16 protein-coding genes are annotated in these 18,699 nt (G+C 68.0%); 10 read left to right on the top strand and 6 right to left on the bottom strand.

All coding sequences use genetic code 11. The features are described from left to right. From OHB24_RS42250 to OHB24_RS42220, 7 genes are all read left to right on the top strand, one after another. Positions 1-747: an SDR family NAD(P)-dependent oxidoreductase gene (locus tag OHB24_RS42250; protein WP_327636611.1), complete on the top strand. Its 747-nt coding sequence runs from the start codon at positions 1-3 to the stop codon at positions 745-747. Continuing rightward, positions 744-1,931, top strand: coding sequence for a CaiB/BaiF CoA transferase family protein (locus OHB24_RS42245; protein ID WP_327636610.1), 1,188 nt, complete (start codon positions 744-746; stop codon positions 1,929-1,931). Before OHB24_RS42250 ends, OHB24_RS42245 begins: the two co-directional genes overlap by 4 nt. Next, the gene (locus OHB24_RS42240) at positions 1,928-2,704 is read left to right on the top strand and encodes an enoyl-CoA hydratase/isomerase family protein (protein WP_327636609.1); all 777 of its coding nucleotides are present in this window, start codon (positions 1,928-1,930) and stop codon (positions 2,702-2,704) included. The genes OHB24_RS42245 and OHB24_RS42240 overlap by 4 nt, the downstream gene beginning before the upstream one ends. A 4-nt stretch (positions 2,705-2,708) precedes the next feature. After that, positions 2,709-3,659 (top strand): MBL fold metallo-hydrolase, encoded by a 951-nt coding sequence (locus tag OHB24_RS42235; protein WP_327636608.1) that lies wholly within the window; start codon positions 2,709-2,711, stop codon positions 3,657-3,659. A 107-nt stretch (positions 3,660-3,766) separates the two neighbouring features. Continuing rightward, positions 3,767-4,792: an ABC transporter permease gene (locus OHB24_RS42230; protein WP_327636607.1), complete on the top strand. Its 1,026-nt coding sequence runs from the start codon at positions 3,767-3,769 to the stop codon at positions 4,790-4,792. Continuing rightward, positions 4,789-5,697 carry a carbohydrate ABC transporter permease gene (locus OHB24_RS42225; RefSeq protein WP_327636606.1) on the top strand — a complete coding sequence of 303 codons (909 nt, stop codon included), beginning with the start codon at positions 4,789-4,791 and terminating at the stop codon, positions 5,695-5,697. Before OHB24_RS42230 ends, OHB24_RS42225 begins: the two co-directional genes overlap by 4 nt. Beyond that, a complete protein-coding gene (locus OHB24_RS42220; protein ID WP_327636605.1) occupies positions 5,694-7,313 on the top strand; it encodes a hypothetical protein in 1,620 nt (539 codons plus the stop codon). The genes OHB24_RS42225 and OHB24_RS42220 overlap by 4 nt, the downstream gene beginning before the upstream one ends. A 60-nt stretch (positions 7,314-7,373) precedes the next feature. Here OHB24_RS42220 and OHB24_RS42215 read toward each other — a convergent pair whose 3' ends face one another. Next, on the bottom strand, positions 7,374-8,603 hold the full coding sequence (locus OHB24_RS42215) for an SGNH/GDSL hydrolase family protein (protein WP_327636604.1): 1,230 nt from the start codon (positions 8,601-8,603) through the stop codon (positions 7,374-7,376). 131 nt (positions 8,604-8,734) lie between these two features. On the opposite strand from OHB24_RS42215, the gene OHB24_RS42210 reads away from it, so the two are divergent. Together OHB24_RS42210 and OHB24_RS42205 are read left to right on the top strand one after the other, a co-directional pair. Next, positions 8,735-11,236 (top strand): DEAD/DEAH box helicase, encoded by a 2,502-nt coding sequence (locus OHB24_RS42210; RefSeq protein WP_327636603.1) that lies wholly within the window; start codon positions 8,735-8,737, stop codon positions 11,234-11,236. 18 nt (positions 11,237-11,254) lie between these two features. Next, entirely contained in the window at positions 11,255-12,373 is a 1,119-nt protein-coding gene (locus OHB24_RS42205) for an NADAR family protein (RefSeq protein WP_327636602.1), read from the top strand. Here the strand turns inward: OHB24_RS42205 and fabV are convergent. Both fabV and murA read right to left on the bottom strand, forming a co-directional pair. Further along, positions 12,325-13,497 carry an enoyl-[acyl-carrier-protein] reductase FabV gene (gene fabV, locus OHB24_RS42200; RefSeq protein ID WP_327636601.1) on the bottom strand — a complete coding sequence of 391 codons (1,173 nt, stop codon included), beginning with the start codon at positions 13,495-13,497 and terminating at the stop codon, positions 12,325-12,327. The two genes, OHB24_RS42205 and fabV, sit on opposite strands and share 49 nt — an antisense overlap. Before the next feature lie 13 nt (positions 13,498-13,510). Next, complete coding sequence (gene murA / locus OHB24_RS42195; RefSeq protein ID WP_327636600.1) at positions 13,511-14,797, bottom strand: UDP-N-acetylglucosamine 1-carboxyvinyltransferase; 1,287 nt, start codon at positions 14,795-14,797, stop codon at positions 13,511-13,513. A 49-nt stretch (positions 14,798-14,846) separates the two neighbouring features. Between murA and OHB24_RS42190 the strand changes: the two genes are divergently transcribed. Next, positions 14,847-15,428 carry a cob(I)yrinic acid a,c-diamide adenosyltransferase gene (locus OHB24_RS42190; RefSeq protein ID WP_327636599.1) on the top strand — a complete coding sequence of 194 codons (582 nt, stop codon included), beginning with the start codon at positions 14,847-14,849 and terminating at the stop codon, positions 15,426-15,428. On the opposite strand, the gene sppA is transcribed toward OHB24_RS42190, so the two are convergent. The 3 genes from sppA to OHB24_RS42175 are packed head-to-tail and all read right to left on the bottom strand — an operon-like array spanning position 15,429 to position 18,686. Beyond that, on the bottom strand, positions 15,429-17,081 hold the full coding sequence (gene sppA / locus OHB24_RS42185; RefSeq protein WP_327636598.1) for a signal peptide peptidase SppA: 1,653 nt from the start codon (positions 17,079-17,081) through the stop codon (positions 15,429-15,431). 31 nt (positions 17,082-17,112) lie between these two features. Further along, positions 17,113-18,084, bottom strand: coding sequence for a CU044_5270 family protein (locus tag OHB24_RS42180; protein WP_327636597.1), 972 nt, complete (start codon positions 18,082-18,084; stop codon positions 17,113-17,115). Next, positions 18,081-18,686, bottom strand: coding sequence for an RNA polymerase sigma factor (locus tag OHB24_RS42175; protein WP_327636596.1), 606 nt, complete (start codon positions 18,684-18,686; stop codon positions 18,081-18,083). Before OHB24_RS42175 ends, OHB24_RS42180 begins: the two co-directional genes overlap by 4 nt. Between the last annotated feature and the right edge of the window lie 13 nt (positions 18,687-18,699).

Here is an 18,699-nt window from a genome sequence, read left to right as displayed (position 1 = left end):
ATGGACAAAGAAAGGTTTGCGGGCAAGGTCGCGCTGATCACCGGAGGTGCCTCCGGGATCGGCGCGGCCACCGCCCGCCGGATCGCCGACGAGGGCGGCACGGTCGTCATCTGTGACCGCAACGGCGCTGCCGCAGTTGACTTGGCCGCTCAACTAGGCGGCCAGGGGTACGAACTGGACGTGACCGATCTGGATCGGACGCTGGCGGTCGTCGAGGCTGTGGGTGAGGTGCATGTTCTCGTCAGCGCCGCGGGCGTGGACGTGTGCGACACCGTGCCGAACACGTCCCCCGACGAATGGCGGACGATCCTCGACGTCGACCTGACCGGCGTCTACAACGCGTGCCGGGCCGTCCTGCCGCGATTCGTCGCGCAGGGCGGCGGTGCGATCGTCACGATCTCGTCGGCGATCGGGACGGTCGGGGAGCGGAACAGGTCAGCGTACTGCGCGGCGAAGGCCGGCGTGGAGAACCTGACCCGCGCGATGGCTCTCGACCACGGTCCGGCCGGCGTGCGCGCGAACTGCGTGGCGCCCGGGCTGATCGACACACCGCTGATCCGCAACGGCAAGGTCAGCGGCGCGGACGATCCGGGCGCGATGCAGGCGATGGTGGATCGGCATCACGCGCTCGGCCGGATCGGTCAGCCGGCCGAGGTGGCAGCGGCGATCGCGTTCCTGGCCAGCGACGACGCCTCGTTCATCACCGGCGCGATCCTGCCGGTCGACGCGGGCTGGACGGCGCAATGAACATCCTGGGCGGTTATCGGGTGCTCGACGTGTCGGTGGCGATGGCCGGGCCGCTGGCGGCGATGCGGCTGGGCGACCTCGGTGCGGACGTGGTCAAGGTCGAGCCGGTCACCGGTGAATGGCAGAGACACACAGCTGCTGGTGGTGCGGTCGGGAACGAGGTCAACGCGTCCTTCCTGTCGCTGAACCGCAACAAGCGCAGTCTGGCCGTAGACCTCAAGTCCGACGCTGGCCGCGAACTCCTGTACGAGCTGGTGCGCACAGCGGACGTATTCCTGCAGAACTACCGGCCTGGCGTGGCTGCACGCCTCGGCGTCGACTACGACACCCTGCGCGCACTGAAGCCTTCGCTGGTCTACGTGTCGATTTCTGGTTACGGCGAGAGCGGTCCGTACGTCGACTGGCCCGGACAGGACCTGCTGGTGCAGGCGATGAGCGGTGCCCTGTTCAGCGCCGGCCGACCGGACGAGCCACCCGTCGCGGCGCCGTACTTCCTGGCGGACGCGGTGACGGCGTACAGCGCGTTCGAAGGTGTACTGGCGGCTCTGCTGCATCGGGAGCGGACTGGTGAGGGACAGCTCGTCCAGGTGAACATGCTGGACGCGGTGATCGCACTACAGATGCAGGAGCTGTCGGTGCACACCGTTGGCGGCGTACCGCAGACGCGGTCCGAAGAGGTGCACGCGCACAGCTACATCCGCGCGCCGTACGGAATCTTCACCACAGCCGACGGGTACCTCTCACTGGCGTTTGCGAACCTGCCTGTGCTGGCGGAGGTGCTGGACGCGCCGCAGTTGGGAGGACTCGACGCAGAGCGAGACGGGTTCGCGCGGCGCGACGAGATCGCTGCTGCGGTGTCGGCGGCGCTACTACGTGAGACGACCGAGCACTGGATGCTCAAGCTGCGTGAACGCGGCGTGTGGTGCGGTCCGGTGCTCTCGTACGACGACGTGCGTACGGACCCGCAGGTGCTGCACAACGAGTCGTTCGTGACGTACGAGCACCCGACTGAGGGCACTGTGACCACACCTGGGTTCCCGTACCGCTTCAGCCGCACGCCGGCCGACGTACATCGCCCTGCACCGCTGGTTGGTGAACACACCAATGAGCTGCTGTCCGAGCTCGGTGTGTCACCGGCGAAACGACAGGCGTTGCTGGAACAGGGCGCGGTGGTGGCCAAGTGACCGCGGACGGGCAGATCCGCTTCGAGCAGGACGGGTACGTCGGCGTACTCACGCTGGACCGTCCCGCGAAGCTGAACGCGGCCACCCGGGCGATGAGCGCCGAGCTGCTCGAGCTCATCCCGCGCATCGACGACGACCCGTCGATCCGCGCGGTCGTGGTGACCGGCGCGGGCGAGCGTGCCTTCTCGGTCGGCAGCGACATCGGCGAGCTCGACCGGTACGACGGGCCGTGGCACTTCCGGAACCGGCGGGACTACTGCGACGCGCTGCGCTCGCTGCGGACGCCGGTGATCGCGGCGGTCAACGGCTACGCGTACGGCGGCGGGCTGGAGCTCGCGCTGTCGTGCGACATCCGGCTGGCCTCGGGGACCGCGAGTTTCGCGGCGGCGGAGATCAAGCTCGGGTGGATCGGCGGCGGGGGAGTGACGGCGCTCCTCGCGGCGTCGGTGCCGGCCAGTGATGCGGCGATGATGCTGCTCACCGGCGATCCCATCGACGCGGTCGAGGCGCTCCGCATCGGGCTGATCAGCGAGATCGTGGACCCCGAGGACCTGTTGCCGACCGCAACCGAGTTGGCGCACCGGATCGCCGCACGCCCGCCGGTCGCGGCCGCCGCGGCGAAGGCGAACCTGCGCGCGGCCTGGTCGATGGGGCTGGAGTCCGCCATTCAGTACGAGCGCGAGCTGCAGGCCGTTGCCCTCGGCACGCAGGACGCCGCCGAAGGGCGAGCGGCGTTCGCGGAACGTCGTACCGGAACCTTCGAAGGACGGTGAGGTAGTGGCCGAAGAGATCGCGCCGGGTATTCATCGGCTGGCGACCGACTATCCGCACGTGTGCGGTCTGCCGCTCTGGCTGCACGTGATCGACGCCGGCTCCGAGCTGGTACTGCTCGACGCGGGCATCGCGTCGACACCCGAGTCGTCGACAGCACCCGAGCTCGCCGGCCTGGGGCTCGGGCTGTCCGATCTCACCCTGGTCGTCAACAGCCACGCGCATCCCGATCACATGGGCGGCAACGCCGTACTGCGGAAACACAGCGGAGCACGATTCGCGGCGCCGGCGTTGGAGGCCGGGTGGCTGGAGGACAACGAGCGGCTGCTGACCGAACTGTGGGGCTCGGATCCCGACGCGCTGGACCTGTCGGAGACCGAGCGGACCGAACTGCTGGAGATGCTCGACGAGCGAGTACGTATTGACGTCCTGCTGCGCGACGGGGACCGCCTTCCCGGTGAGCGTCCGTTGCAGGTGATCACGACCAGCGGCCACAGTCCCGGGCACATCGCCGTACTCGACGAGACCTCGCGGACCCTGTTCACCTTCGACGACGTCCAGGGACGCGGGCGCCCGTACCTCGACAGCGAGCTCTGGCTGGCGCCGCTCTACACCGACGTCACCCGGTACACGAACGGCCTGACCCGTCTGCTCGAGCTGGACTTCGACGCGCTCGTCCCGTCCCACGGCGACGCGATGGATGCGACCGCCGGCCGGAAGCTGATCGAGGAGAGCCTCGAATGGGTCGTGGCCGTGGACGAGCTCACCGCCGGGCTGCTACGTAGCAAGGGTTCGCTGACTGTCCGTGACCTGGCCGATGCCATCGGCACCGAGTTGGGAGCGTACGGCGGCATCAATCTGCAGACCGTCCGGATGGCCCGGGCGCACCTCGAACACCTGGCCCGCCGTGGCGGCGCCGAGACCCGCTGGCACCGTCCTGCTGACAGGTTTCAGTAAAGACACTCCGACCGAAGCTGCGTGACTCCCCAAGACACGACACAGTCGAACAAAGGAGAACGGGAAAGCGTTCTCCAATGTGGGGGGCTACGACCTGGGAGTGTCGCGTGGCTCAAACAGAACGAATCCCCAGCCGACAGACCACGGCCGGAGAACCGACGGGCTCCGGACCGCCGGGCACCGTTACGGACAGTAGATCCTCGGGGCGCCCGGCGGGGAAGGCGCTGTCCTGGTGGGCGCGCGCCCGCCGGGACAAGATCCTGCTGCTGATGGCGCTGCCCGGGCTGGCGCTGCTACTGGTGTTCCACTACCTGCCGCTGCTCGGGAACCTGATCGCGTTCCAGGAGTACCTGCCGTTCGTGCCGCTCGGCCGCAGCGCGTGGGTCGGGTGGGACAACTTCGCGGTGATCTTCAACGGCGACGCGGAGTTCCTGAACGCACTCAAGAACACGCTGCTGATCACGCTGGTCCAGGTGATCTTCGTGTTCCCGGCGCCGATCGTACTGGCGCTGCTGCTGAACAGCCTGCTGTCCGAGCGGATCAAGCGGGTCGTGCAGTCGGTGCTGTACTTGCCGCACTTCCTGTCCTGGGTGATCGTGATCGCGATCTTCCAGCAGATCCTCGGCGGCAGCGGCCTGATCAACAACTTCCTCCGTGAGCACGGGATGGGCACGATCGACTTCCTCGGCAACCCGGACGGCTTCATAGCGCTCCTCACCAGCCAGGTGATCTGGAAGGACACCGGGTGGGGGACGATCCTGTTCCTGGCCGCGCTGACACAGATCGATCCGGGGCTGTACGAGGCCGCGCGGGTCGACGGCGCCTCACGCTGGCGGCAGCTGTGGCATGTCACGGTGCCCGGGATCCGCGGACTGATCATCCTGCTGCTGATCCTGCGGCTCGGCGACTCGCTGACCGTCGGGTTCGAGCAGATCGTCCTGCAGCAGAACCTGGTCGGGAGACCGGCGAGCGAAGTCCTCGATACCTACGTCTACAACAACGGCGTACTGGCCGGCCAATGGGGTGTGTCGGCCGCGGTCGGCTTGGTGAAGGGTCTTGTTGCCGTCGTCCTGGTGCTCGGCGCCAACAAGATCGCCCACATCTTCGGTGAGGCGGGGGTGTACAAACGATGACAACATCCAATCTCACGGTGCAGAAGGGGATCGACGAGGATCCCGGGATGCCGTCGCGGGTGCTGAAGGGCGTCGTACTGCTGGTCTGTTGCGCGTTCGTCATCATCCCGTTCATCGGCGTGATCGCGACCAGCATCGCCAGTCAGCAGCATGTGACGAACTCTGGTGGGTTCGTCCTCTGGCCGGACGGGCTGAACCTGGACGCGTACAAGGCGATCTTCAACGGCGGTGTGGTGCAGCGGGCGCTGCTGGTCAGCGTCGTGATCGCCACCTTCGGCACGCTGATCAGCCTGGCCGGCTCTACGATGCTCGCCTACGCGCTCAGCCGGCCGGGGTCGTTCGGGCAGCGGCCGATCCTGATGATCGTGCTGTTCAGCCTGTTGTTCAGCCCGGGTCTGATCCCGAACTACCTGGTGGTGAAGGAGTTCGGGCTGCTCGACTCGTTGCTGGCGCTGATCTTGCCGACGGCGATCAGTGGGTTCAACGTGATCGTGCTGCGCTCGTTCTTCATGGGCATCCCGGACTCGGTGCTCGACTCGGCCCGGATCGACGGGGCCGGCGACTTCCGGATCTTCTGGTCGATCGTGCTGCCGCTGTCGAAGGCAGTGCTGGCGGTCGTCGGGTTGTTCTACGCGGTCGGGTACTGGAACGCGTTCTTCAACGCGATGCTCTACATCAACGACACCGCGAAGTGGCCGTTGCAGCTGGTACTGCGGACGTACGTCATCAACAACACCGAGCTGAGCAGCGGTGACCTCGGCGGCGCGTCGGCCGACCAGCTCCCGCCGCAGGAGTCGATCCAGATGGCGATCCTGGTGATATCGCTGGTACCGATCCTGATCGTGTACCCGTTCCTGCAACGGCACTTCGCGAAGGGCATGATGACCGGGGCGGTGAAGGGATGACCGGGATCAGCAGAAGAACGCTCCTCGGCGGATCGCTGGCCGCCGCGGCCGTCAGCCTGAGCGGCTGCGCCACCGTGACCAGGTCGACCGACATCGCGGCGTTGAACAAGCCGGTCGCGCTCCCGACGTACAAACGCTTCGACGGCCCGAAACCGGACCTGCCACGCAGCCACCCGCTGATGCCGGACTGTTTCTACCGCTTCCCGGAGCATCCGGCGAAGGTGACCGACGGCGTACCGGCCGATGGCAGCGACCTGTCCGGGTCGGTGCCGACGTCGAACCCGATTCCGCCGACCGCCGACCGCAACCCGTACTGGCAGGAGCTGAACCGGAGGATCGGTTCGCCGCTGTCGCTGACGATCACCTCGGCCACCGGCACCGACTTCAGCAACAAGTTCGCGACCTCGGTGGCCGGAGACACGCTGGGCGACCTGTTCAACGTCGACGGCAGGTTCTCCTACCTGCCGCAGTTCCTCGAGGCCCGGGCCCAGGACCTGACCGAGTACCTGTCCGGGGACGCGATCCTGGAGTACCCGTTCCTGGCCAACCTGTCACCCGACTCCTGGCGCGGCTGCGTGTTCGCCGGCGGGATCCGGGCGGTTCCGATCCAGCGCGGCGTCATGTCGTCCACCTTGCTGCTGGCTCGGCAGGACCTCCTCGACCAGTTCGGCGTCGAGCTCGGCTCACCCACCATCGACGAGTTGAACGCGGTGGCCAAGGCGGTCACGGACCAGAAGAAGAACCGCTGGGCGTTCGCGGTCCCACCTCAGGCGGCGGTAGCTGCGATGCTGGGGTTGCCGAACGGCTGGGAGGTTCGCGACGGCCGCCTGGTGCACAGCCGGGAGCTCCCGGAGCACAAGGAGATGATCGCGACCACCGCGAAGATGCAGGCCGACGGGCTGATCCATCCCGACGGGGTGGCGAAGAACAACCAGAAGGTCTGGTTCAGTCAGGGCTCGGCGGTGATGACGTCGGACACCTACTCGTCCATCCAGAGCTTCTACCGCCGCGCCGTGACGAAGAACTTCGCCATCTCGCTGCCGGTGGTCCGGGACAGTGCCGGGAAGGTCGGCCGGTTCCTGCTGGGGTCGCCGAACAACTCGATCTCGGCGATCAGGCCCAGCTCGCCGGAGCGGACCAAGATGCTGTTGCGGGTACTGAACTGGATGGCCGCGCCGTTCGGCACCGAGGAGTACCTGTTCCGTAAGTTCGGCCTGCCCGGACGGCACTACACCCTGAAGGGCACCGACCCGGTCCTGACCGAGGCCGGCAGCAGCGAGGTCTGCCTGGGCGAGTTCCCGATCCAGTACCTCGCCGACGGCGGCTATCCAGTCTACTTCCCGGGTCATCCCGAGGCGGTCGATGTCGCCTACAACCACCTCAAGTCGATCCTGCCGACCGCGATCCTGCAGCCGACGTACGGGCTCTACTCGTCGACCGACTCGACGAGGGGCAAGGTCGCCGACAAGGACTTCGACTCGCTGACCAAGGAGATTCAGCTCGGCCGGTCCGATCTGTCGGACTGGGACAAGGCGGTCGCCAACTGGCGCAAGTCCAGCGGCGACGCGATCCGCCACGAATACGAGGAAGCGATGTCCGCCCAGGGCCGGAAGTAGCCGGAGGCAACAACCGCCGTACGCACCGCCGGCCAGGCGATGCGTACGGCGGTTCTCCTGTCAGCCGCAGCGGAGCGAGTCGAGGTTCGGCGCCTCGCCCATCGCCTTGTTGCCGGCGTCGTTCGGGTGCAGGCCGTCGCCGCCGTCGTACGGCGCTGCGAGCCGGGACGGATCGGCCGGGTCGCGCGTGGCCGCGTCGAAGTCGGCTACGCCGTCGAACTCACCGCTCGTGCGGATGAACGTGTTGACCGCCTGCCGGATCGCCTCCTTCTCCGGCGTGTACACGAACGAGCTCCCCATCGGCGTCAACGTCCCGCCGACGATGCAGCGTCCCGACGCGTGCACCCGCTCGATCAACTGCCGGTACCCGGCGAGCAGCTGCTCCGTCGTCGCCCCGGCGTAGATGTCGTTGATCCCTTCCAGCACCAGCACCGTCCGTACGCCGGGCTTCGTCAGCACGTCCTTGTCCAGCCGGGCCAGTGCGCTCGCGCCCGCACTGCCCGCCTTCGCGATCCCGCCGAGCACCCGGTTCCCCGAGATGCCCTCGTTCGAGATCGCCAGCCGTCGAGGCTCCGGCAGCTTCGCGTACCGGGCGGCCAGGATGTCCGGCCAGCGGCGGTTCGTGTCGATCGTCGTACCGACCGACGACGTGATCGAGTCGCCGAGCGTCGCGACGGTCTCCACCTGCCGCGGCGCCTCGACGATCGCGGCGTTCAGGAAGAACCACGCCGACGATTCCGTCTGGTACGCCGTACTCGACTCGTCGGCCGCGTGGTCGCCGGACGTCGACTTGTAGCTGTGCTGCATCGCCCGGTTGTGTGCGGTGATCACGCCCGTCGTCCCGACCACGTGCAGGCTGACCGTCAGGCTCGTCAGCGCCGGCACCACACCGGGCAACGGGTCGCTGATCGCCATCGCACCCGGCGGGATCGTCACCGTCGTACTGCCACTGAACGTCAGTCGCCGGCTGGATCCTGGTACGACGCTCGCGCCGCTGTCCTGCCGCCCGACGTACACCGAGTCCGACACCAGCGGCTGATCCCCGTTCGCGTTGGAGATCCGGATCCGCAGGTCCTTCCCGCCCACCGAGGTCCGCAGCACGTTCCGCACCGTCATGTCACTCAACGACCCGCCGGCGATATCGTCCGCCGCGCCCCACGTCGTAACCAGCCCACCTCCACCTCCGGTCGTCGCCGCATCGTCCGGTGCGGCCGCCACCAGACCTGCCGCACCCACCGCCGTCACCAGCAAACTCGCGCCCATCCGGCGCCACGAAAGGTTCATGCCCATCAAGTCACCCCCGAATAGACATGCGTGCAATCGTTTGCAAAGAATCCATCGCCGAACGGTCGGCCTGGCGAGCCGAACGGTAGATATCCCGGGCAGCCGGTGGATTGGCTGGTCAGGGACAATGGGTAGTGATGACGCTGACCGAGATGTTGCCGGAGACCACCGAGCCTGATGCCCTGTTCGACGCCCTTCAGGGGTGGGTGGGGGAGCAGGGGATCTCGCTGTACCCGGCTCAGGAAGAGGCGTTGATCGAGGTGATGACGGGATCGAACGTGATCCTGTCGACGCCGACCGGCTCCGGGAAGAGCCTGGTCGCGACCGGCGCGCACTTCGCCGCGCTGGCGAACGGGCAGCGGACGTTCTACACGGCTCCGATCAAGGCGCTGGTGTCGGAGAAGTTCTTCGCGTTGTGCGACGTGTTCGGTGCGGAGAAGGTCGGCATGCTGACCGGCGACGCCTCGGTGAACGCGGGCGCGCCGATCATCTGCTGTACGGCGGAGGTCCTGGCGAACATCGCCCTGCGCGAAGGGGCGGACGCGGACGTCGGCCAGGTGGTGATGGACGAGTTCCACTTCTACTCCGAGCCGGACCGCGGCTGGGCGTGGCAGGTGCCGCTGCTCGAGCTCCCGAAGGCGCAGTTCGTGCTGATGTCCGCGACCCTCGGTGACGTCGAGCGGTTCAAGATCGACCTGTCCCGCCGTACCGGCCGTCCGACCGCGATCGTCGCGTCCGGCGAGCGCCCGGTCCCGCTCGTCTACAAGTACGTCACCACGCCGCTGCACGAGACGCTCGCCGAGCTCCTGGTGACGCACCAGGCACCCGTGTACGTCGTGCACTTCACGCAGGCCTCTGCCCTGGAACGCGCCCAGGCGCTGACCAGCATCAACGTCTGCACGAAGGAGGAGAAGGACAAGATCAAGGAGCTGATCGGGCACTTCCGCTTCGGCTCGGGTTTCGGCAAGACCCTGCAGCGGCTGATCATGCACGGGATCGGGGTCCACCACGCCGGCATGCTGCCGAAGTACCGGCGGCTGGTCGAGCAGCTCGCGCAGGCGGGGTTGCTGAAGGTCATCTGCGGTACCGACACCCTCGGTGTCGGGATCAACGTGCCGATCCGCACCGTCCTGCTGACCGCTCTGAGCAAGTACGACGGACGTCGGCAGCGCATCCTCAAGGCACGCGAGTTCCACCAGATCGCCGGCCGCGCCGGCCGAGCCGGTTACGACACGTCCGGCACCGTCGTCGTCCAGGCGCCGGACCACGTCGTGGAGAACGTCCGGTTGCTCGCGAAGGCCGGCGACGACCCGAAGAAGCAGCGCCGGGTCCAGCGCAAGAAGCCGCCGGAGGGGTTCGTCACCTGGGGTGAGGACACCTTCGACCGGCTCGTCGCCGCCGACCCCGAGCCGCTGCAGTCGCGGATGCGGGTCAGCCACGCGATGCTGCTGAACGTGATCGCCCGCGACGGCGACGCGTTCGCGAGCATGCGGCACCTGCTCCAGGACAACCACGAGGACTCCCGGGCGCAGATCCGGCTGATCCGCCGCGCGATCCAGATCTACCGGACGCTGCTCACCGCCGGTGTGGTCGAGCGCCTGGACGAGCCGGACGAGAACGGCCGGTCGCTGCGGCTGACCGTGGACCTGCAGAAGGACTTCAGCCTGAACCAGCCGCTGTCCACCTTCGCGCTGGCCGCGCTGGATCTGCTCGACCCCGAGGAGCCGCTGTACGCGCTGGACGTGGTGTCGGTGGTCGAGGCGACGCTGGAGGATCCGCGGGCGATCCTGATGGCGCAGCTGCACCACGCCAAGGGCGAGGCCGTGCAAGGGATGAAGGCCGACGGGATCGAGTACGAGGAGCGGATGGAGCTGCTCGAGGAGATCAGCTGGCCGAAACCGCTCGAAGAGTTGCTCGAGGCAACCTTGGAGATGTACCGGCAGACCCACCCGTGGATCGCTGAGGCCGGGTTGTCGCCGAAGTCCGTCGTACGGGACATGTTCGAGCGGGCGATGACCTTCGGCGAGTTCATCCAGTACTACGGTCTCGCGCGCTCGGAGGGCATCGTCCTGCGCTACCTGAGCGACGCCTACAAGGCGCTGCGGCAGACCGTGCCGCCGGACAAGGTGAACGAGGATCTCACCGACCTGATCGAGTGGCTCGGCGAGGTGGTCCGCCAGACCGACTCCAGCCTGCTCGACGAGTGGGAGGAACTCACCAACCCCACCGACCTCCCGCAGGCCGAGGTGGTCCCAGCGGGTCCGCGCCGGATCACCTTGAACACCAGGGCTTTCCGCGTCCTCGTCCGCAACGCCCTGTTCCGCCGCGTCGAGCTACTCGCCCTGCACCGCTGGGCCGAACTCGGGCAGCTCGACACCGCAGCCGGCTGGGACGCAGGCCGCTGGGCCGAGGCCGGTACGGCGTACTACGCCGAGCACGACGTCGTCGGCACCGGACCCGCCGCGCGCGGGCCCGCCCTCTTCATGGTCGAGGAACACCCCGGCTACTGGGAAGTCCAGCAGATCATCGACGACCCCGAAGGCAACCACGACTGGCGCATCACGGCCAGCGTCGACCTGAACGCCTCCGACGAAGCCGCCGAACTCGTCCTGGAAATGGTTTCCTTCAAACCGCTCTAGCCACGAATACTGCTGTGCATGAGCCGCCACGAGTACCTGGTCCACCACAGCTACGGCATGGGTGGCTTCTGCTGGTGGGTCGAGGCGGAGTCGCCGGCGGAGATCCTGACCACGCTGGCCGACGTCAGGGTCGAAACCGATCTGGATGAAGTCGCCCGGATCGTGGCCGACCAGCCGGATCTGAAGCACGTGCGCTTGGACGACCTGGAGGGGGATGGCGTACTCGCCGGCCTGCGCGATCGACGGGCCGAGGATCGGCAGGACTCTTCGTACGGCGTGCTCGCGGAACGGCTGCCGGTGTTCCTGAGCAACTCCACACCCGACGGGAAGGTGTTTCTGCACGAGGTCGTCGCCGAGAAACCTGACCACGGCGTACCGCTCGGCCGTCGGCACCGAATCATCGTGCAGTCCCCGGACGGACGCCACAAGCGGATCGTCGATTGGCCGATCGAGCCGACCTTCGACATCTACTCGCCCGGACACGCCGAGCAGGAGATCGGCGCTGACGAGTTCGAGCGGGCCTGGCGGCTTGCTGGTTCGGCGGATGCGCCGCGCGGTGTCCACGACCTGCTCGACGGGATGAAGCAAGACCGTCGGTACCGCTTCCTGACCTTCTGGGGGCACACCCCGCGCCAGGAGGGAGTCGTCGACGCGAGCTGCTTCAGTCAGTGGTATCCGGCGCCCTTCGTCGTCGACGGGATCACTTATCCAACGGCCGAGCACTGGATGATGGCCGGGAAGGCCAAGCTCTTCGGCGACGAGGCTGCGCTCCGCGCTGTGCTCGAGGCGCCCCATCCCGGCGCGGCCAAAGCCGCCGGCCGCACGGTGCGCGAGTTCGACGAGGACGTCTGGCGCCGCCATCGCTTCGAGTTGGTGGTGGACGGCTCGATCCACAAGTTCACCGCGCATCCCGGCCTGCAGGAGTTCCTGCTCGCAACGCGGTCACGGGTTCTGGTCGAAGCCAGTCCCGTCGACCCCGTCTGGGGTATCGGCCTCAGCGCCAACGACGACGCGGCCACCGACCCGGCCCGGTGGGCGGGCTCCAACCTTCTAGGGTTCGCGCTGATGACTGCTCGCGAACACCTGACTCAGCTGGTCGCCGGCCAGTCCACGTCGACCTCCGCCGGAGCCTCGTAGTCCACGTCCGGTACGTCGAAGCCGTACAGGCGGCGTACTTCGGTGAGGAACCACGCGGCGTCGGCGACCTCGGCGATGTTGTCCTGGGTCGCGGACTCCCACTGTGCGCGGACGGCGGACTGTACGTCGTCGTTGAGCTCCCAGCGGTCGAGCCGGATGCGGCCCTCGTCGTCCAGGTCGAACGGGGACTCACCGGTGAGCTGATCCCACAGCGCGATCGACTGCTCGACGGGGGTCTGCAGGCCGGCCACCTTGTGCAGGAGGCTGACGTAGAGACCGATGCCGGGGATCGCGGACGACGCCTGCGTGACGGCGGCGCCGTTGACCGACGTCATCGCGGTCACCCCGTCCGCGGCGAGCTTCAGCGCGGTCTGCTCCAGGTCCGCCTTGGCCGCGCCGATCGAGCCCTGGCGGTAGAGCGGACCGGTCAGCTCGGAGCCGATGTAGGTCAGGGCGACGGTGTTGAAGCCGGGCTTGAGCAGGTCGCGGTCCTGGAGCGCGGTGACCCACCGGGTCCAGTCCTCGCCGCCCATCACCTTCACGGTCTGCGCGATCTCGTCGTCGGTCGCGACCTCGATCCCGACCTCCTGCAGCACCGGCGCACCGTCGTCGAACGCGAGGCTCTTCGTGGTGTGCTCGGCACCGATCGCCTTCAGCACCGACTGGTACGTCTCGCCGCTGCGCGGGTCCGTGCGTCGCGGTGCGGCGACGCTGTAGACGAGGTGGTCGATCCCGCCGAGCTGCTCGGCGACCAGGTCGAGTACTTCGTCCTTCGTGGTGTCGGCGAACGCGTCCGCGTTCACGAAGCTCCACGAGCGGCCGAGTTCGGCGGCCAGCGTGGCGGTCTCCGCGGTGCGGTACCAACCGGCGGTCGCCGTACGTCGTGCCGTCGGAGCCTTCTCGAAGCAGATGCCGATGCCGTCGATCCCGTACCGCGCGAGGCCGGCGATCGTGGTCGCGAGCCCGTAGCCCGAGCTCGACCCGATCACGAGCGCCGTACGCCGCTCCGCCGTACGCCCCGAGACCTCCGCCGCCATCTCCCGCACGACCCGCGCACATCCCGCAGGATGCGAATCGAGAAACAGGAATCCCCGCCCAACCGGCTTCACCACGCGCTCAGTCATGGGGGAGACCCTATTAGCTCCAGTACATCTCCGCATCGTCCGGCTCGACCACGACGTCCGCGCCGAGGCGGCGGAGGTTGCCGGCGAAGTCGGTGTAGCCGCGGTGTACGTGGTGGGCGGCCGACACGAGCGTCTCGCCCTCGGCGGCGAGACCGGCCAGCACCAGGGCCGCGCCTGCGCGGATGTCGGAGGCGACCACCGGAGCACCGGACAGCCGCGGTACGCCGCGAACCACCGCGTGATGCCCGTCGGTCTGGATCTGCGCGCCCAGCCGGGTCAGCTCCTGCGCGAACGTGAACCGGCCCTCGAACAGGTTCTCGGTGACCATGGCCGCGCCGTCGCTGATCGCGTTCAGCGCGATCACGAACGCCTGCAGGTCAGTGGCGAACCCGGGATAGGGGAGCGTCACGACGTCCACGGGCTTCGGGCGGTCGTGCATCCGGACCCGGAAACCGGGGTTCAGCACGGTGATCTCCGCGCCGGCCTTGTGCAGCTTGTCGAGCGGCAGTTCGAGGTGCTCCGCATGGCCGTTGGTGATCGTGATGTCACCCTTGGTAATGGCGGCCGCGAACGCCCAACTGCCGGACACGATCCGGTCCGGGACGACGACGTGGTCGACCGGCTTGAGCAGGCCGCTCACGCCGGTGACCTCGATCCGCGGCGAGCCGGCGCCGTCGATCTGCGCGCCCATCTCGACCAGCATCGCCGCGATGTCCTGGATCTCCGGCTCGCGGGCGGCGTTCTCGATGATCGTCGTACCGCGCGCGAGCACGGCCGCCATCATGATCGTCTCGGTGGCGCCGACGCTCGGGAAGTCCAGCCAGACCTCGGCGCCGTGCAGGCCCTGCGGGGCCTCGGCGATCACGAAGCCGTGCTCGATGTGCACCTTCGCGCCCATCGACTCCAGACCCGCGACGTGCATGTTCAGGCCGCGGGAACCGATGTTGTCGCCGCCCGGCAGCGCGACCTCCGCCTGACCGCAGCGGGCCAGCAGCGGACCGAGCACCGAGATCGACGCGCGCAGCTTGCGGACCAGGTCGTAGTCGCACTGGTGCCCGATCGTGCCCGGTACGGCGATCGTCGCGAGCCGCTGCTCCGCGTCGACGGTCACCTCGCACCCGAGGGTGTCCAGCAGTTGCGCCATGAACGTGACGTCGAGAATGCCCGGCACCTGCCGCAGCGTCGTCGTACCCTCGGCCAGCAGCGCTGCCGCCATCAGCTTGAGCACACTGTTCTTCGCTCCGGCCACCTCGACAGCGCCGTCGAGCCGTGCCTCACCCGCGATCCGAAACCGTTCCACCGGTCGACTGTAGCGTTTGACCGCCCGAGGCTTTGCGTAGAGTCCTGGCATGGCTGTGAACTTGACGCGGATCTACACCCGCACCGGAGACGCCGGCGAGACCCGCCTCGGCGACAACTCCGTCACCTCGAAGACGGATCCGCGGCTGGCGGCGTACGGCGAGGTCGACGAGGCGAACTCCGCGATCGGCGTGGCCATCGCGGCCGGGCACCTGAACACTGCGCTCGTGGTCCTGCTGACCCACGTCCAGAACGACCTGTTCGACGTCGGCGCGGACCTGTGCAACCCGATCGCGCCCGACCCCGAATACCCTCCGCTGCGCATCACCCAGGATTACATCGACCGGCTCGAGGGCTGGTGCGACGACTACAACAGTCGTTTGACCAAGCTCCGCTCGTTCATCCTGCCCGGAGGCACCGAGGGCGCCGCCTACCTGAACGTCGCCCGCGCGGTCGTCCGTCGCTCCGAGCGGGCAAGCTGGGCCGCCGTCGAGGCGCACGGCCCGTCCGTCAACCTGCTCGCGATCACGTACCTGAACCGCCTGTCCGACCTGCTCTTCATCCTCGGCCGCGTCGCGAACCTGTCCTCCGGCGGCGACGTCCTCTGGGTCCCCGGCGGCGAGCGAGGCTAGCTAGCTGATCTCCCAGTTGAACGGCATCCGCAGTACGCCGGCGGGTGGCAAGCCCAGCGCACTGTAGAGACCGGTGGTCAGGCCGTCGAGCGTCAACGGCGCCGCACTGACTGCCAGATCATCGGTCGTCGTCGGCGCCTTCAGCTGACTGAGCAGGTTGCGGTGCGGTACTGCGGTCACGGCGATCTCGTCGCGGTCCAGACCGGCCCGGTTGCACGCGAGTGTCAGCGCGTGCTGGAAGCCGCCCAGCTCGTCGATCAGCTTGTGGTTGTGCGCGTCGGCACCGGTCCAGACCCGTCCGCGGGCCAGTGACTCCAGCTCCTCCTCGGGCAGGCCACGGTCCTGTGCGGCCTTGGCCACGAAGTCCTTGTAGATACGGTCGAGTGTCTCCTCCAACCGCGCCCACTGCTCGTCGGTGAACTCGGCCTGCGCCGAGTACATCTGTGCGTTCGCGCCCTCGGACACGGCCTCCTGTGAGATACCGATCCGCCCCAGCGCATCGCGTACGACGCCCTTCCCGGTCAGGACCCCGATCGACCCGGTGATCGTGCCGGGCTGCGCGACGATCACGTCAGCCGGCATCGCGACGAAGTACCCACCGGATGCGGCCACACCGCCCATCGACGCGATCACAGGCCGCCCTGTCGAGCGCAGCCGCAGTACCTCGTTGCGGATCGCGTCTGACGCGACGTACGAACCACCTGGGCTGTCGACTCGCAGCACTACGGCCTTCACACGTTCGTTGTCCGCCACAGCACGCAGTGCGGCGCCGACCGTGTCGGAGCCAGAGCCAGGCCCACCCATCGGGCTGTTGGAGTTGCGGCCGACGGAGATGCCACCTGTCACGCGGACAACTGCCACCAGTGGCTTCTGCGGCCACGGGAGGTTCTTACGGACCTCGTCGAGTGTCCGCGGGCCACGCCGGATGTACCGCTCGGCCAGCAGCCTGTCGTCGTACTGCAGCTCCTTCTCGAGCTCGTCGTACACGTCCGACCGGTAGCCGAGTCGATCGACCAGTCCGGCGTCCAGACCGTCCTGTGCGGGCAGCGGCGCACTGTCGACGAGCTCCCGGACCCGTGAGCTGTCCAAACGCCGCCGTACGGCGATGCCCTCGACGATCTGCCCGTACGCCGACTCCGCCAGCCGCGACGCCATCTCGCGAGCGGGCGCGGTCATCTCCCGCTCGGTGAACGTGTCGGCAGCTGTCTTGTACTCACGCCGCTTGCCGAACTGGGGGATCACACCGGCCTTGTCGAGCGCACCGCGGATGAAGACCGCCTGCACCGACACACCCGTGATGGCCAGATCGCCGGAGGGCTGCACCCAGATCTCGTCGAACGCCGTCGCCAGGTAGTACGGCACGGTGCCCTGTCCGGTCTCGCCGAACGACTCGGTCCACGCGACGGCCGCCTTGCCCGACGTACGGAAGTCCGCCACCGCCTCACGCAGCTCCTGCACCTGGGCGAGTGAGAGCCGGTTCCCGCCGATGTGGGCCACTACGCCGACCACACTGTCGTCACGCGCCCCCTTCCGTAGCGCGCCTACCAGCTCGCGCAGCGTCGGCAGGTGGCGCGCACGGAACGCCGCCAGCGGTGAAGCGGGCGGCGTCTCGAGTACGCCGCGGGTCAGGTCCAGTTCGAGCAGAGTCCCCATACAGAGACCCTAGACCTTCACCAAAGGGCCGCTAGCGGATGGCAGTAGAGGGCGGTGTCGGCTTGTCGTCGGTCCAGCCGGACTCCAGTACGACCGTGGAACCTGTCTTGAGTCCGCGCATCGTGGAGCTGAGTAGGCGGCCGGTTGTGGGGTCGATGATGTAGGTCACCGCTGTTCCAAAGCTCGTCGTGCCGGACTTGCTGTGGCTCGCGGTGATGCTGACCTCGGTGCCGGTGCGGCCGATCGGGTCCTTGGCGCCGGTGCGGATCTGAGTGCCTGGCAGCGCAGCAATCACCCGCAGTGCAGCACCACGGAGCTTCGGTGGCGACGGCATCTCGAACAGCAGTCGGCCGGCTGCTGAGAACACAGCGAAGTCCTGGTCGGCCGAGCTCAGTCCCGGAGTCATGAGGGCCCTGCGGAGCGCTGCTGGCTCAGTCGGCAGCGCAGCGATCTGCTTTGCGCTGAGTGGCTTGTCGCCGGTCAGGTAGTACCCCGGCGGGACGTCGCGGAACGACATCTTGTTCACCACAGGGACCGAGCCCTTGTCGTTCAGATTCACCCAGCCGAACCAGGACGCGACGCCCGGCTTCATCGGCATCCAGCTCTCGATGATGGACCGCCGCGCCCACTTCCCCGTCGTGAGCTGCAGGCTTCGCACCCGGAAGTACTTCCCGGACACCTTCTCGTTCTTCTCCTGCCGTACGGCGACCGCGATCAACACCTCGGCAGCAGTCGTCAACCGCGGCGCAGTAGTAGTCGCAGGCCCAATCGGCACCGCGCCCTCCTGTCCGTCCCGGCCCAGCACCAGCGCCCCGCCCAGCCCCACCACGGCGACCAGTGCAGCAGCTGCAGTAACAGCAGTCCCTAGCCACCCTGCTCGGACGAAGGACCTCCGCGGCTTGTGGATCAGCTCCTCCACCTGACGGCGTGCGGCCGCGGCAGCCTCGGGTGTCGGTGGCTCCTGTTCCGGAAACGACTTCCGCAGTACGTCGAACTCGTTCACGACAAGTCCTCCGATGGATTGGTGACAGCTGCCCGAACCGTCCGGCGTGCACGCGACAGCCGTGAGCACACTGTCCCGTACGCGATCCCGAGGGCGTCTGCCACCTCGTCGTACGTCAGCTGTCCTAGCGCCACCAGTAACAGGACTTCACGGTCTTTCGCGTTCAGCTTCGCCAACGCGGCCGCCAGCTCACGAGACGCGCCCTGAGCGGTCACCTGCGCCGCTACTCGGTCCTCGTGCGCTCCTGCGGGCACTGGTGCCGGCAGCTTCGCTGCGGCCCGCCACGCCCGTACCTCGTCACGCCGGTGCCGCCGGATCAGGTTGGTCGCGATTCCGTACAACCACGCCCGTACGACGCCGCTCCGCCGGTCGAACCGCTCCCGCTGCCGGAACGCGATCAGGAACGTCTCCGCGGCCAGATCGTCGGCGACATCGGTCCCGAGCCGCCGGGCGACGTACCCGTGCACCTGACCGAAGTACCGGTCGAAGATCACGGCGAACCGCTCCGGCTCGCGCACCGACGCCTCCAGTACCCAGCCGTCGTCCGTCTGTGCGGGTGCGACGTCGCGCCACGGAAACGCGAGCCCAGCTTCTGACGTCATGGTGGAGTGACGC

Origin of the sequence: Kribbella sp. NBC_00482, from assembly GCF_036013725.1 — a bacterium.
GTDB lineage: Bacteria > Actinomycetota > Actinomycetes > Propionibacteriales > Kribbellaceae > Kribbella.
This window is presented reverse-complemented; position numbering and strand designations above follow the sequence as displayed.

Excerpts from the sequence above, each read along its gene's own strand:
- OHB24_RS42220 (WP_327636605.1), top strand. The coding sequence starts at position 5,694 with ATGACCGGGATCAGCAGAAGAACGCTCCTCGGCGGATCGCTGGCCGCC.
- OHB24_RS42250 (WP_327636611.1), top strand. The coding sequence starts at position 1 with ATGGACAAAGAAAGGTTTGCGGGCAAGGTCGCGCTGATCACCGGAGGT.
- sppA (WP_327636598.1), bottom strand. The coding sequence starts at position 17,081 with ATGGGGACTCTGCTCGAACTGGACCTGACCCGCGGCGTACTCGAGACG.
- OHB24_RS42245 (WP_327636610.1), top strand. The coding sequence starts at position 744 with ATGAACATCCTGGGCGGTTATCGGGTGCTCGACGTGTCGGTGGCGATG.
- OHB24_RS42210 (WP_327636603.1), top strand. The coding sequence starts at position 8,735 with ATGACGCTGACCGAGATGTTGCCGGAGACCACCGAGCCTGATGCCCTG.
- OHB24_RS42225 (WP_327636606.1), top strand. The coding sequence starts at position 4,789 with ATGACAACATCCAATCTCACGGTGCAGAAGGGGATCGACGAGGATCCC.
- OHB24_RS42215 (WP_327636604.1), bottom strand. The coding sequence starts at position 8,603 with ATGGGCATGAACCTTTCGTGGCGCCGGATGGGCGCGAGTTTGCTGGTG.
- OHB24_RS42190 (WP_327636599.1), top strand. The coding sequence starts at position 14,847 with ATGGCTGTGAACTTGACGCGGATCTACACCCGCACCGGAGACGCCGGC.
- fabV (WP_327636601.1), bottom strand. The coding sequence starts at position 13,497 with ATGACTGAGCGCGTGGTGAAGCCGGTTGGGCGGGGATTCCTGTTTCTC.
- OHB24_RS42175 (WP_327636596.1), bottom strand. The coding sequence starts at position 18,686 with ATGACGTCAGAAGCTGGGCTCGCGTTTCCGTGGCGCGACGTCGCACCC.
- OHB24_RS42205 (WP_327636602.1), top strand. The coding sequence starts at position 11,255 with ATGAGCCGCCACGAGTACCTGGTCCACCACAGCTACGGCATGGGTGGC.